At 72.6% G+C, this 13,085-nt stretch carries 14 protein-coding genes; all 14 read left to right on the top strand.

Going from position 1 to position 13,085, the window contains the following annotated elements:
• The first annotated feature begins 75 nt into the window (after positions 1-75).
• The 14 genes from ftsH to BN39_RS03860 all read left to right on the top strand — a co-directional run bounded on the left by ftsH (position 76) and on the right by BN39_RS03860 (position 12,868).
• Entirely contained in the window at positions 76-2,559 is a 2,484-nt protein-coding gene (ftsH, locus tag BN39_RS03925; protein WP_019201055.1) for an ATP-dependent zinc metalloprotease FtsH, read from the top strand.
• Entirely contained in the window at positions 2,559-3,155 is a 597-nt protein-coding gene (gene folE, locus BN39_RS03920; RefSeq protein WP_019201054.1) for a GTP cyclohydrolase I FolE, read from the top strand. The genes ftsH and folE overlap by 1 nt, the downstream gene beginning before the upstream one ends.
• Positions 3,156-3,223: 68 nt before the next feature.
• Positions 3,224-4,066: a dihydropteroate synthase gene (gene folP / locus BN39_RS03915; protein WP_040766527.1), complete on the top strand. Its 843-nt coding sequence runs from the start codon at positions 3,224-3,226 to the stop codon at positions 4,064-4,066.
• A 1-nt stretch (position 4,067) separates the two neighbouring features.
• Positions 4,068-4,451 (top strand): dihydroneopterin aldolase, encoded by a 384-nt coding sequence (gene folB, locus BN39_RS03910; RefSeq protein ID WP_019201052.1) that lies wholly within the window; start codon positions 4,068-4,070, stop codon positions 4,449-4,451.
• Entirely contained in the window at positions 4,448-4,936 is a 489-nt protein-coding gene (gene folK / locus BN39_RS03905) for a 2-amino-4-hydroxy-6-hydroxymethyldihydropteridine diphosphokinase (RefSeq protein WP_019201051.1), read from the top strand. The genes folB and folK overlap by 4 nt, the downstream gene beginning before the upstream one ends.
• The gene (locus BN39_RS03900; protein ID WP_019201050.1) at positions 4,933-5,460 is read left to right on the top strand and encodes a DUF3180 domain-containing protein; all 528 of its coding nucleotides are present in this window, start codon (positions 4,933-4,935) and stop codon (positions 5,458-5,460) included. Before folK ends, BN39_RS03900 begins: the two co-directional genes overlap by 4 nt.
• Before the next feature lie 48 nt (positions 5,461-5,508).
• Positions 5,509-6,696: a DUF6779 domain-containing protein gene (locus BN39_RS22035; RefSeq protein WP_148281407.1), complete on the top strand. Its 1,188-nt coding sequence runs from the start codon at positions 5,509-5,511 to the stop codon at positions 6,694-6,696.
• A gap of 121 nt (positions 6,697-6,817) precedes the next feature.
• Positions 6,818-7,804, top strand: coding sequence for a Rossmann-like and DUF2520 domain-containing protein (locus BN39_RS03890; RefSeq protein WP_019201048.1), 987 nt, complete (start codon positions 6,818-6,820; stop codon positions 7,802-7,804).
• Complete coding sequence (gene panC, locus BN39_RS03885) at positions 7,801-8,730, top strand: pantoate--beta-alanine ligase (RefSeq protein ID WP_019201047.1); 930 nt, start codon at positions 7,801-7,803, stop codon at positions 8,728-8,730. Before BN39_RS03890 ends, panC begins: the two co-directional genes overlap by 4 nt.
• A gap of 2 nt (positions 8,731-8,732) precedes the next feature.
• Entirely contained in the window at positions 8,733-9,140 is a 408-nt protein-coding gene (gene panD, locus BN39_RS03880) for an aspartate 1-decarboxylase (RefSeq protein ID WP_019201046.1), read from the top strand.
• Positions 9,140-9,961, top strand: coding sequence for a type III pantothenate kinase (locus BN39_RS03875; RefSeq protein WP_019201045.1), 822 nt, complete (start codon positions 9,140-9,142; stop codon positions 9,959-9,961). Before panD ends, BN39_RS03875 begins: the two co-directional genes overlap by 1 nt.
• A gap of 180 nt (positions 9,962-10,141) precedes the next feature.
• Entirely contained in the window at positions 10,142-10,516 is a 375-nt protein-coding gene (locus BN39_RS22030; RefSeq protein ID WP_019201044.1) for a rhodanese-like domain-containing protein, read from the top strand.
• Positions 10,517-10,576: 60 nt separating this feature from the next.
• Positions 10,577-12,355: a lysine--tRNA ligase gene (lysS, locus tag BN39_RS03865; RefSeq protein WP_019201043.1), complete on the top strand. Its 1,779-nt coding sequence runs from the start codon at positions 10,577-10,579 to the stop codon at positions 12,353-12,355.
• A gap of 168 nt (positions 12,356-12,523) precedes the next feature.
• Positions 12,524-12,868, top strand: a complete 345-nt coding sequence (locus BN39_RS03860) for an Lsr2 family protein (protein ID WP_019201042.1) — start codon at positions 12,524-12,526, stop codon at positions 12,866-12,868.
• The last annotated feature ends 217 nt before the right edge of the window (positions 12,869-13,085 follow it).

Below are 13,085 nucleotides of genomic sequence, written 5' to 3'. Positions count from 1 at the left end.
CCTGGGAAGTCGACCCTGCGCGGCGACCCGCGCGTGCCGCTGAAGAAGGACTGACGAGCCGCAAGGCGAAGCGATATGAAACGCAAATCTCTCATCCGCACCCTGGCGATCATCGCCGGTTTCGTGCTGCTGGTCTGGGCATTCACCATGGTCGGCGGCGGCGGGAACCGCGATTACAAGGGCGTGCCCACGTCGCTGGTCGTCGCGCAGTTGAAGGCGAACAACGTCACCGACGTCCAGATCGACGACCGGGAGCAGACCCTGCGGGTCACGCTCGGCAAGGCGGTCGAGGGCACCGAGGACTCCACCAAGGTGTTCGCCAAGTACCCCGCGGGCACGTCCCGCGACATCCTCGCCGACGTGCAGGACGCGAAGACTCCGGACGGCAAGGACGTCGGCTACACGACGAACGTGAGTTCCGACTCGCCGATCCTGTCGATGCTGCTCTTCACGCTGCTGCCGATCCTGCTCCTCGTGGGCCTGTTCATGTTCCTCATGAACCGCATGCAGGGCGGCGGCCGCGGCGGCGTCATGGGCTTCGGCAAGAGCAAGGCCAAGCAGCTCACCAAGGACATGCCGAAGACCACGTTCTCGGACGTCGCGGGCGCCGACGAGGCGGTCGAGGAGCTGTACGAGATCAAGGACTTCCTGCAGAACCCGGCCCGTTACCAGGCCCTCGGCGCGAAGATCCCCAAGGGCGTGCTGCTGTTCGGCCCTCCCGGCACCGGTAAGACGCTGCTCGCGCGCGCCGTCGCGGGCGAGGCCGGCGTGCCCTTCTTCACCATCTCCGGCTCCGACTTCGTCGAGATGTTCGTCGGCGTCGGCGCCTCCCGCGTGCGCGACCTGTTCGAGCAGGCCAAGGAGAACAGCCCCTGCATCATCTTCGTCGACGAGATCGACGCGGTCGGCCGCCAGCGCGGCGCCGGCCTCGGCGGCGGCCACGACGAGCGGGAGCAGACCCTCAACCAGCTGCTGGTGGAGATGGACGGCTTCGGCGACCGGCAGGGCATCATCCTGATCGCCGCCACCAACCGCCCGGACATCCTGGACCCCGCACTGCTCCGTCCGGGCCGCTTCGACCGGCAGATCCCCGTCTCCAACCCGGACATCGCCGGCCGCAAGGCGATCCTCAACGTGCACGCCCAGGGCAAGCCGCTCGCCCAGGACGTCGACCTGGAGGGCCTCGCCAAGCGCACCCCGGGCATGTCCGGCGCCGACCTGGCGAACGTGATCAACGAGTCCGCGCTGCTCACCGCCCGCGAGAACGGATCGCTCATCACCGCGGCCACCCTCGAGGAGGCCGTGGACCGCGTGGTCGGCGGCCCCCGCCGCAAGAGCCGGATCATCTCCGAACACGAGAAGAAGGTCACCGCGTACCACGAGGGCGGCCACACCCTGGCCGCGTGGGCCACCGACGGCCTGGACCCCGTCTACAAGGTCACGGTGCTCGCCCGCGGCCGCACCGGCGGCCACGCGCTGGCCGTGCCCGAGGACGACAAGGGCATGTACACCCGCAACGAGATGATCGCCCGCCTCGTGTTCGCCATGGGCGGCCGCGCCGCGGAGGAGCTCGTCTTCGCCGCGCCCACGACGGGGGCGTCCAGCGACATCGACCACGCCACCAAGGTCGCCCGCGCCATGGTCATGGAGTACGGCATGAGCTCGCGCCTGGGCGCCGTGAAGTACGGCCAGGACGAGGGCGACCCGTTCCTCGGCCGCGGCATGGGCGGCGGCGCGCAGTACTCGAACACCGTGGCCGCGCAGATCGACGAGGAGGTGCGCTCGCTGATCGAGGCGGCGCACACCGAGGCGTGGTCCATCCTCAACGAGTACCGCGACGTCCTCGACGTACTCGCCGGCGAGCTGCTGGAGAAGGAGACGCTGGTCCGCAAGGACCTCGAGCGGATCTTCGAGAGCGTCGAGAAGCGTCCCCGGATCACCCAGTTCGACGATTTCGGGCACCGCACGCCGTCGAACAAGCCCCCGATCAAGACCCCCAAGGAGATCGCCATCGAGAACGGCGATCCCTGGCCCCCGGTCGACGAGGAGGCCGAGCGCAAGAAGGCCGAACAGGAGCAGGCCGAGCGCGACCGGGCGGCGGCGCTCGCCGCGGCCGGCCCGAACGGACCGAACGGCCAGGGTGGGCAGTACGGCTACGGCCAGTACGGCCAGGCGGGCCCGAACGGCCAGGCCAACGGGCAGGCACCCGCGCCGTGGCCCGCGCCCGGCGCACCGTCGGGCTACGGCCAGCCGCAGCAGCCGCAGCCCGCGTACGGCCAGCCCGGCTACCAGTGGGGCGGCCAGCAGGCCTACCCCGGACCGCAGTACCCCGCGCCCGGCCCCTACACGCAGCCCGGCGTCCAGCAGCCCGGCGGCCAGTACGGCCAGCCCGGCCAGCCCGGCCAGCAGGGCAGCCGTCCCGATTACGGCGCCCCCGCCGGATGGTCGGCGCCCGGGTGGCCGCCGCAGGACGCGCCCCAGCAGGACCGGGGCGGGCAGGGCGGCCGACAGCCCCAGCAGGGCCAGGAGCCCGGCTCGGATCGCCCGAGCGACAACTGATGGCGGCGGGAGACGGGGCGGCCGTGGCGCCGTTCGATCACGCGCGCGCCGTCGCCGCGGTCCGTGAACTGCTCGTGGCCGTCGGTGAGGACCCGCAGCGCTCCGGGCTGCAGGACACCCCGGAGCGGGTGGCCCGGGCGTTCGCCGAGATGTTCGCGGGCCTGCACACCGACCCGGACGCGGTGCTGGACACCACCTTCGAGGAGAACCACGACGAGCTGGTGCTGGTCAAGGACATCCCGATGTACTCGACGTGCGAGCACCACCTGGTGTCGTTCCACGGCGTGGCCCACGTGGGCTACCTGCCGGGGGAATCGGGGCGGGTCACGGGCCTGAGCAAGCTGGCGCGGGTCGTGGATCTCTACGCCAAGCGCCCCCAGGTGCAGGAACGGCTCACCGCCCAGATCGCCGACGCGGTGGTGCGCAAGCTCGATCCTCGCGGCGTGATCGTGGTGATCGAGGCCGAGCACCTGTGCATGGCGATGCGCGGCATCCGCAAGCCGGGCGCCAGCACCACCACCTCCGCGGTCCGCGGCGCGTTCAAGGAGAGCGCCACCTCGCGCGCCGAAGCACTCGAGCTGATCCTGCGGCGGTGACCGTGCCCACCGGACCCGCCCGAGACGACCGCGCCGCCGGCGAGCGGCCCGACGCGGCCACCCTGGTGATGGGCGTGGTCAACGTGACCGCGAATTCGTTCTCCGACGGCGGCCGCTACCTCGACACCGGCGCGGCCGTCGCCAAGGCCCGCGAGCTCGTCGCCGACGGCGCCGCGATCATCGACGTGGGCGGCGAATCCACCCGGCCGGGGGCGCACCGCGTGCCCGCCGATGTGGAGCGCGATCGCGTCGTGCCCGTGATCGCCGCGCTCGCCGCCGACGGGATCGCCGTCTCCGTCGACACCATGCGCGCCTCGGTCGCCGAGGCCGCGCTGGAGGCCGGGGTCGCCATCGTCAACGACGTCTCCGGCGGCCGCGCCGACCCCGGTATGGCCCGCGTCGTCGCCGCCTCGGACGTCCCCTGGATCCTCATGCACTGGCGCCCATCGCCCGGCGCCCCGGGCGCCGACACGTGGGCGGCCATCCACCACGGCGTCACCGACTACGACGACGTGGTGACCGAGGTCCGTGACGAGCTTCTGCACCAGGCCGATGCGGCGATCGCCGCGGGCATCGCGCCCGACCGCATCGTGCTCGACCCCGGCCTCGGCTTCGCCAAGGACGCCGACCACAACTGGGCGCTGTTGCACGGCCTGGACACGTTGCAGGACACCGGTTTCCGCGTGCTCGTCGGCGCCTCCCGCAAACGCTTCCTCGGTGAGCTGCTGGGCGGCCGCCCACCCGCGGGCCGCGAGGTGGCCACGGCGGCCGTCTCCGCGCTCAGCGCGCAGGCCGGGGTATGGGGCGTGCGCGTCCACGACGTCCGCTCGTCGGTCGACGCCGTCGCGGTGTCGACGGCGTGGCGCAGAGGGGCGGCCGCATCGGCCGCCCGGCAGAGAGGCAGGGCCTGACATGGCCGACCGGATCGAGCTGCGCGGCCTGCGGGTCCGCGGGCACCACGGCGTCTTCGAGCACGAGCGGCGCGACGGCCAGGAGTTCGTGATCGACCTGGTGCTGTGGGTCGACTCCCGGCCCGCCGCCGCGTCCGACGACCTGGCCGACACCGTCGACTACGGCGCGCTCGCGCAACGCGCCCACGACATCGTGGCGGGGGAGCCCCGGAACCTCATCGAGACCGTCGCCGCGGAGATCGCCGAGGCGGTCGCCGCCGACGAGAAGGTGTACGCCGTCGAGGTGACGGTGCACAAGCCCTCCGCGCCGATCCCGCTGACCTTCGAGGACGTGGCCGTCGTGGCCCGTCGTTCCCGGTCCGGGGCCCGGGCGGTGCAGGGGTGACCCGCGCCGTGCTCTCGATCGGCGCGAACCTCGGCGCCGCGGAGGCGACGGTCCGCGGCGCCGTCGACGCCCTCGGCCCCGCGCTGGTGCGCTCCTCGCCGCTCTACCGCACGCCCCCGTGGGGCGGCGTCGAGCAGGACGACTTCGTCAACGCGACGGTGATCGCGGACGATCCGGCGCGCGACGCCGCCGGGTGGCTCGACTTCGCCCGCGAGCAGGAGGCCGCAGCGGCGCGGGTCCGCGACGTGCGGTGGGGCCCGCGCACGCTCGACGTCGACGTCGTCGCCGTCTGGGACGGCGTCGAGCCGGTGCTCTCCGACGACCCCGAGCTCACCCTCCCGCACCCGCGCGCACGGCTGCGGGCGTTCGTGCTCGTGCCCTGGCTGGCGGCCGACCCGGCCGCCGTACTGCCCGGGCAGGGCACCGTCGAGGCCCTGATCGCCGCGCTGCCGGCCGGCGAGGTCGCGGAGGTGACGCCGCTGTGACCGCGCCGTCGCCGAAGAAGTCCGGTGATCCCGATGAGCCCGGTGGGCCCACCGTCCGCTCCACCACCTGGGTGGAGCTCGCCGTCATCGTCGTCGGCGTCGCGGGCGGCACCTACGTGCTGGTGCGCGACCTGGTGCCGCCGATCCCGGTGTGGGCGGGCGCCCTGCTCTACGGCATCGCCGCCGCCGACCTGTACATCGCGCAGCTCATCCGAGGGCGGGTCGGCCGCGGCGAGGTGGGCCTGGGCCCCGGCCGGATCCACCCGATCGCCGTCGCGCGGGCCGTGGCGCTCGCCAAGGCCTCCGCGTACCTCGGCGCCGTCGCGTCCGGCTTCTTCGGCGGGGTCCTCGTGTTCCTCCTCACGGAGGGCGATCGCCTCGCCGCGACGCACGCGGACCGGCCGGGCGCCTGGATCGGGCTCCTCGGCGCAGCCGTGCTGCTCGGGGCGGCGCTGTGGCTGGAGCGGTGCTGCCGCACGCCCGACGACCCCGAGGACCAGTCCGCCGACACGTCCCCGGCCTGAACCTCAGCTTGAGCCGCATACTGGCCGGTGAACGGTAGGGTCACGATCATGACGGATCCCGCGAGCCCGCCCATCCGCAAGCGCACATCGCGCCGTTCCTCAGGTGGCGCCGGGCAGTGGATGCTCGGGATCGTGATCGGCCTCGCCGTGCTGGGCACCGGGCTGTGGGTGTTCTCCGACGACAAACGCTGGGGACTCGTCGCCCTGATCATGCTGATCTGGGGCCTTGTCATCGCCGCCTTCCTCATCGCCCGCTACACCCGCGACCTGCGGGCCGCGGAATCCAAGGAGAGCGGCCTCAAATCGGTCTACGAGCTGCAACTCGAGCGCGAGATCAGCGCCCGGCGCGAGTACGAGCTCCGCCTCGAACACGACATCCGCGCCGAGATGCGGGAGGAGTCGAACGAGGAGCTCACCGCGCTCAAGGCCGAGGTGCTCGCGCTGCGCGCGAACCTCGAGGAGCTCTTGGGCCGCGACCTGGGACCGTCGTACTCCGAGCTGTACGCCGCCGCCGAGCAGCGGGCCATCGCCGCCCAGCAGGCCAAGTCCGTGTTCGAGGACGACGACCGGTTCCGCGCCCAGCAGGACTTCGCCGGCGTCCCCGTGCCCGACGCCGCCGCACCGGGCGCCCCGGGGGCCGCCGCCTCGGCCTCCGCTGCGGTCGACGACTACTACGGGGCGACGTCCGTCACCGAGCCCGCTCCCGCGCCGCCCGCCGGCCGCCCGGGCGAGGACGCGCCCACCACCGTGTTCCAGACCGTCACCGACGACGCGCCGCCCGAGCAGCAGGGGCCGGGGCACGTGCCGCCGCACGCCGAACCCCAGGCGCCCGCGGCGACGCAGACGTTCCCGCAGGCCGAGGGGTTCCCGCAGACCGAGGCCGAGCCGCCCGTCGACGTGGAGCACGTCGAGCACGTCGAGCACACCACCGACGAGCCGTTCGTGCCGCTCGCGCCGCAGTCCGGGTACCGGCCCCCGTTCCCGCCCCGCCGCTTCGCCCCGGCGCCCGAGGAGACCCCGGAGCAGCAGTGGGTGCCCGAGCGCCCGTGGCAGGAGGAGAACCCGACCCGCGTCGAGCAGGCCGTCGACCCCGAGGCCGGCGCCGCGCAGCCCGAGCGGGCCGAGCCCGATCACACGCAGGGCCAGCACACCTCGGGCAGCACCGTCGCCGAGCTCATCGCCCGGATGAACGCCGACACCGAGCGCAGCGGCGGCCGGCGGCGCAAGCCCGAGTGATCCGCCACCCATGAACTAGCTCACACAGCATTGCCCGGGCATCGCGCCCGGGCATAGCCTTCTACCGACCGTCTGGTACCCGCGCTGCGGGACTGGAACGACCTTTGGAGGCGCATCCCGTATGCCCGAATTCCCGCCCGGATCACCGGGTCGCCCCGACACGGGGGACGACCGGTTGTCGGGCATCCCCAATCCCCCCACGCCCGCGCGGCTCTCCGTCGGCGTGATCTCCGCCGGCCGCGTCGGCACCGCTCTCGGCGCGGCCCTGGAGCAGGTCGGTCACGTCGTCACCGCCGTCTCGGCGCCCTCCGCCCGTTCGCGCGCCCGCGCCGCCCGCCGCCTCCCCGAGGCGCGGATCGCGGCACCGTCGGACATGGCCGCCACCGCGGAGCTCCTGATCCTGGCCGTCCCGGACACCGAGCTCGAGGCGCTCGTGGCCGAGCTGGCGCCCCGGATCAACCCGTCGGCGATCGTGCTGCACACCTCCGGAGCGCTCGGCGTGGGCGTCCTCGCGCCGCTGGCCCGCCTGGGGTGCACCACCATCGCCTTCCACCCCGCCATGACCTTCGTCGGCGACGAGGAGGACACCGCCCGCCTGCGCGCCTGCTGCGTCGGCGTCACCGCCGCCGACGAGGTGGGCCACGCCGTGGGACAGGCCCTCGCGCTGGAACTGGGCGCCGAGCCCGTCCGCGTCCCCGAGGCCGCCCGCCCGCTGTACCACGCCGCCCTCGCACACGGCGCGAACCACCTGGTCGCGCTCGTCGACGACGCCGTGACCGCGCTCGCCGGGGCGCTCGCGGGCGGCGCCGGCCTGGACACCGTGGGCGGCCCGACCGAGGGCCTGCCCGAGCGGGTCCTCGCCCCACTGGCCCGCGCCGCCCTCGACAACGCCCTGCGCAGTGGCCCCGCCGCCCTCACCGGACCCGCCGCGCGCGGGGACGCCGCGGCCGTCGCCCGCCACCTCGACGCGCTGGACGCGCTCGACCCCACCACCGGCCCCCTCATCGCCGACGCCTACCGCGCCCAGTCCCGCCGCGCGGCGGCCCAGTCCCGCACGTCCGCCGCCATCGACCCCGTCCTGGCACACCGAACCGAGGAAGCATCATGAGTGCACCCACCCGCCCGTACACGCCCGGCCAGCTGACCGTGCACCACGACCCCGCGCAGCTGACCAAGGTGACCTCGGCGCTCAAGGCGACGGGGCGGCGGATCGCGTTCGTGCCCACCATGGGCGCGCTGCACGCCGGCCACTTGGAGCTGGTGCACGCCGCCAAGCTGAACGGCGCCGTGGTCGTGGTGTCGATCTTCGTGAACCCGCTGCAGTTCGGCGAGGGGGAGGACCTGGACGCCTACCCCCGCACCCTGGACAGCGACGTGGAGAAGCTGCGCGCCGCGGGCGTGGAGCTGGTGTTCGCGCCGTCGGCGGCCGACATGTACCCCAAGGGGCCCCGCACCACGATCCACCCCGGCCCCGCCGGCGCGCAGTTGGAGGGCGACAGCCGGCCCACCCATTTCGCGGGCATGCTCACCGTGGTCAACAAGCTGCTCAACATCGTCCGGCCGCACACCACCTTCTTCGGCGAGAAGGACTACCAGCAGCTGGTGCTGGTCCGGCAGATGGTCACGGACCTGAACATGGACGTGACCATCGTCGGGGTCCCGACGGTCCGCGAGCACGACGGCCTGGCGCTCAGCTCGCGCAACGTGTACCTCGAGCCCGAGCAGCGGGAGGCCGCGACCGCGCTCTCCGCGGCCCTGCTGGCCGGCGCGTACGCCGCCCAGGGCGGCGAGCCGGCGATCCTCGCCGCCGCTCGCGAGGTGCTCGCCGAGAAGCAGGAGCTGCAGGTCGAGTACCTCGCCCTGCGTGCGCCCGACCTGGGCCCCGCCCCCGAGACCGGCGACGGGCGCCTGCTGGTCGCGGCCCGGCTCGGGAACACCCGCCTGATCGACAACGTGGGCGTCGCCATCGGCACCGGCTTCCTCGCGGCGCCGGAATCGGAGTCCGCGGGCCGCATCGGCGAGGAGGTCGAATAGCCGTGCTGCGCACCATGATGACGTCCAAGATCCACCGCGCCACGGTGACCGAGGCCAACCTGCACTACGTGGGCTCGGTGACCATCGACCAGGACCTGCTCGACGCCGCGGACCTGCTCGAGGGTGAGCAGGTGGCCATCGTCGACGTGACCAACGGCGCTCGCCTCGAGACCTACGCCATCGCCGGCGAGCGCGGCAGCGGAATCATCGGGATCAACGGCGCCGCAGCGCATCTGGTGAACCCCGGCGATATCGTGATCATCATCGCCTACGGCGTGCTCGACGAGGCGGAGCTGAAGGAGTACGCGCCGAACGTGGTGTTCGTGGACGGCGACAACCGGGCCGTGGAACTCACCGCCGACGCCGCGCACGTGCCCGACGGCTACGGCCTGGTGACGGGCAGGCTCTGATGCTCCTGGCGATCGACGCCGGGAACACCTCGGTCACCGTCGGGCTGTTCGCCGACGCCGCTTCCGAGGAGTTGCTCGGCACGTGGCGGCTGCGCAGCGACCCGCGCATGACCTCCGACGAGCTCGCGCTGATCATCCGCGGGTTCCTCGCCGGTGGGGGCTTCGAACCCGCCGCCGTCACCGGGCTCACCGCGTGCTCGACGGTGCCCGAGATCCTGCACTCCCTGCGCGCCATGGCGTCCCGCTACTACGGCGCCGCGCAGCAGGTGATCCTGCAGCCCGGCGTGAAGACGGGGGTACCGCTGCACGTCGACAACCCGCGCGAGGTGGGCGCCGACCGCGTGGCCAACGCCGCCGGCGCCTTCGAGGTGCACGGCCGCGACGCCGGAACCCCGTGCATCGTGGTCGATTTCGGCACCTCCACCCGCGTCGACGTGGTCAGCGCCAAGGGCGAGTTCCTCGGCGGCGCCATCGCCGCCGGCGTGGGCAGCGCCCTCGACGCGCTCGCCGACCGCACCGTCGCGCTGCGGCGGGTGGAGCTCACCCCGCCCCGGTCGGTGGTCGGCAAGAACACCGTGGAGGCGCTGCAGGCGGGCATCCTGTACGGCTTCGCGGGGATGGTCGACGCGCTCGTGGGCCGGGCGCTGCACGTGGTCCCCGGCGCCGCGGTGATCGCCACCGGCGGCTACGACGACGGCGTTGCGGGCGAGTGCGCGACGGTCACGCACCGCCGCGCCGACCTGACGCTGCAGGGCCTGCGGGCGGTGTACCTGCGGGAGAGCGCGAACCGGGCCCAGCGCGAGCGCCGCGCCCGGGATTGACGTCACAGGTGATTCCAACCCTTGCCCGGCGCGGAGCCGGGGTGCTAACTTCGCTTCCATGAGCCAGGTGCGCAGCTGCATGGAGTGTTGTCGGGTCCGCTAGGAACCCGGCCCCTTCCCGCTGCCCGGACGCCGCCTCGTCTCGAGAGCCGAGCGTCCGCCTCCCTCCTGGAGATCCCGATGCACCCCGTGCACTACACCCCCGCCGACGATGCGATCGTCGTGGACCTGCGCGACCAGTCCGACCGCAGCCGCGACGGCATCCTGACCGGCGCCATCGCCCTCGACGCCGCGGCCGTCGCCGCCCGCCTCGTGCCCGGCCTCCCCACCAGCCTCGCCGCCGCCGCGGCGGACACCCGGTGGGTTCTGGTCAGCAACAACGGTGCCACCGCCTCCGCGATCGCCACCCGGCTGCGGGACCGCGGGGTGCGCGCCACCTCCGTCGACGGGGGCTTCCGCGCCCTGGCCCTGGGCGTCGCGCCCGGCGGAGCGGCCCGGCCGGAGTCGGCCGCGTACCGTCGGGCGGTCGCGGCGTTCGCCGCCCACGAGGCCTGAGCGGGCGCCCGGTACGCCTCCGCCCGTCGTCGCCGACCGCTGTCGGTACGATTGCGGGCTGTGAGTGAAGCCCCGCAGAACGCGCCCCTGGACGACTGGGTCACCCGACTGGCCGACGAGGCGGTCGCCTTCGCGGAGAAGAACGACACCCCCGTCAAAGTCGCCTCCGGGATCTCGCCGTCCGGTCCGATCCACCTCGGCAACCTGCGCGAGGTGATGGTGCCGCACCTGGTGGCCGACGAGCTGCGCCGTCGCGGCCGCACCGTCGAGCACATCATCTCCTGGGACGATTTCGACCGGTTCCGGAAGGTCCCCAAGGTCGAGGGCGTCGATTCCTCGTGGGATCAGCACATCGGTAAACCACTGACGCGGGTTCCCGCGCCGCACGGATCGGACGCGGAGAACTGGGCCGAGCATTTCCGGCGCGAATTGGAGGGCGCGCTGGCTGATCTGGGCGTCGAGTACACCGGAATCAGCCAGACCCGGATGTATACCTCTGGCGCGTATATCGACCGGGTTCTGCACGCGATGGCGGAGCGAAACCGCATCGACCGGATCCTGGAGCGGTACCGCACCCTGGATCGCGGTGAATCCGCGCCCGAGGAGAATTCCCAGGAAGCGCAGGACGCCTCGGACGCCACGTCCGGCGCCGCGGAGGACGCCGACGGTTCGGGCGATTCCGGTTACTACCCGTACAAGCCCTACTGCTCGGCGTGCGGAACGGATTTCACCACCGTCACCGCGTACGACGACGCGTCCACCGAACTGCGGTACACATGTCGATGTGGACACGAAGAAACCGTTCTGCTGCGCGAGCACGTGAACGGCAAGTTGGTGTGGAAGGTCGATTGGCCCATGCGATGGGCATTCGAGAAAGTCACCTTCGAGCCTTCGGGCGTCGATCATCAGTCGCCCGGTTCCTCGTTCGCCGTGGGCAAGGACGTGGCGCCGATCTTCGGCTGGCGTCGCCCGCTGGGACCGATGTACGCCTTCGTCGGGATCCGCGGCATGGCGAAGATGTCGTCCTCCAAGGGCGGGGTCCCGACGGCCGCGATCGCCCTGCGCTACCTGGAGCCGCCGCTGCTGCGCTGGCTCTACGGGCGCAAGAAGCCGAACCAGTCGTTCGACGTGGCGCTCGACGGTGAACTGCCCCGCACCTACGACGAGTGGGACGCCCTCACCCGCAAGGTGGGCGGCGAGAAGGCGCAGCCGGGCGACATCGCCGCCCGCGCCCGCGCCGCATCGGTGCTGGACACGGCCACCGGGACGGTCCGTGAGCTGCCGCTCACGCCGCGCACCATGCCGTATCGCACGCTGGCCTCCGTCGTCGACATCACGACGGGCGACGACGAGCAGACCCTGCGCATCCTGGGCGCCCTGGAGCCCGACGACGAGCTCGCCGGACTCGACCCGCTGCGCCCGCGGCTGGACCGCGCCACCGCCTGGGTGAACGAGCAGATGCCGGCGGAGGAGCGCACCGTCGTGCGCGCGGAGCCCGACATCGAGCTCCTCGCCTCGCTCGGCGATTTCGAGCGGGAGGGCCTGCGGTTGCTGCTGGACGGCTCCGGGACGCCGGCACCGGAGGGGCTCGGCCGCCTCGAGGACGATTGGACCCTGGCCGGGATCACCCATCAGGTGTACGGCGTGGCCAAGGTGCAGCGCGGGCTCGGCGCCGATCAGATCGTCAAGGGCGATAAGGAGCTCGGCGCCGCGCAGCGCGCATTCTTCGTTCTGCTCTATCGGCTTCTGGTGGGCAGCGATACCGGTCCGCGGCTTCCCACGTTGCTGCTCGCCGTGGGCGCCGAACGTGTACGCGCACTCGTGGAACCGGGCGCGTAGCAGCCGATATTCGGAGAAACTCCGCGAATCGTCCGCACTGCGACCACTGAATTCGAACCGTTACACAATCGGGACATTGAATTCGCACGTGAATTGAGGGCGTCCGGAATTCCGTGTATACAGTGGTTGAGACATTAGCCGGATTTCACTGGGATAGGGGACGCACTTATGGCGCGCAAGGTCACCGTGACACTTGTCGATGATGTGGACGATACGCAGACCGCGGACGAGACCGTCGAATTCGGTCTGGACGGCGTGACCTATGAGATCGACCTTTCGGCGAAGAACGCGGCGCAGCTGCGTGAATCGCTGGACAGCTGGGTCGCCAGCGCGCGCCGCAGCGGCGGCCGCAAGCGCGGCGGCCGCGCCCTCTCGGCGCCCCGCGGCCGCACGCCGATCGACCGCTCGCAGAGCGCCGCGATCCGCGACTGGGCCCGCAAGGCCGGCATGAAGGTCAACGACCGCGGCCGCATCAGCCAGGACGTCATCGACGCCTACAACGAGGCCAACTGAGGTCGAGCGACGAGGCCGACCGAGGTCGAGCGCGCGTTCTCTTCCGCCGCCCCGGTGCGCATCGCGCACCGGGGCGGCGTGCGTCTCGGGGCCCCGCCGGTCGGTCCGCCCGATTCCGTGCCCTGTTTCGCTCACGGCGGAACGGGGATCAAATCCCGGCCGGGCCGCGTTTGACCTGGTGTATCAGGAACGGAAGGCGACGAGACCCGGCACCGGG

This window comes from Tsukamurella sp. 1534 (genome assembly GCF_000312385.1).
GTDB lineage: Bacteria > Actinomycetota > Actinomycetes > Mycobacteriales > Mycobacteriaceae > Tsukamurella.
The sequence above is the reverse complement of the archived record's forward strand: the minus strand, read 5'-3'. Positions and strand labels throughout refer to the sequence as shown.

What these genes read in the sequence shown, in the direction of transcription:
- ftsH (WP_019201055.1), top strand. Translation starts at nt 76, where the DNA reads ATGAAACGCAAATCTCTCATCCGCACCCTGGCGATCATCGCCGGTTTC.
- folE (WP_019201054.1), top strand. Translation starts at nt 2,559, where the DNA reads ATGGCGGCGGGAGACGGGGCGGCCGTGGCGCCGTTCGATCACGCGCGC.
- folP (WP_040766527.1), top strand. Translation starts at nt 3,224, where the DNA reads ATGGGCGTGGTCAACGTGACCGCGAATTCGTTCTCCGACGGCGGCCGC.
- folB (WP_019201052.1), top strand. Translation starts at nt 4,068, where the DNA reads ATGGCCGACCGGATCGAGCTGCGCGGCCTGCGGGTCCGCGGGCACCAC.
- BN39_RS22035 (WP_148281407.1), top strand. Translation starts at nt 5,509, where the DNA reads ATGACGGATCCCGCGAGCCCGCCCATCCGCAAGCGCACATCGCGCCGT.
- BN39_RS03890 (WP_019201048.1), top strand. Translation starts at nt 6,818, where the DNA reads ATGCCCGAATTCCCGCCCGGATCACCGGGTCGCCCCGACACGGGGGAC.
- panC (WP_019201047.1), top strand. Translation starts at nt 7,801, where the DNA reads ATGAGTGCACCCACCCGCCCGTACACGCCCGGCCAGCTGACCGTGCAC.
- BN39_RS03875 (WP_019201045.1), top strand. Translation starts at nt 9,140, where the DNA reads ATGCTCCTGGCGATCGACGCCGGGAACACCTCGGTCACCGTCGGGCTG.
- BN39_RS22030 (WP_019201044.1), top strand. Translation starts at nt 10,142, where the DNA reads ATGCACCCCGTGCACTACACCCCCGCCGACGATGCGATCGTCGTGGAC.
- BN39_RS03860 (WP_019201042.1), top strand. Translation starts at nt 12,524, where the DNA reads ATGGCGCGCAAGGTCACCGTGACACTTGTCGATGATGTGGACGATACG.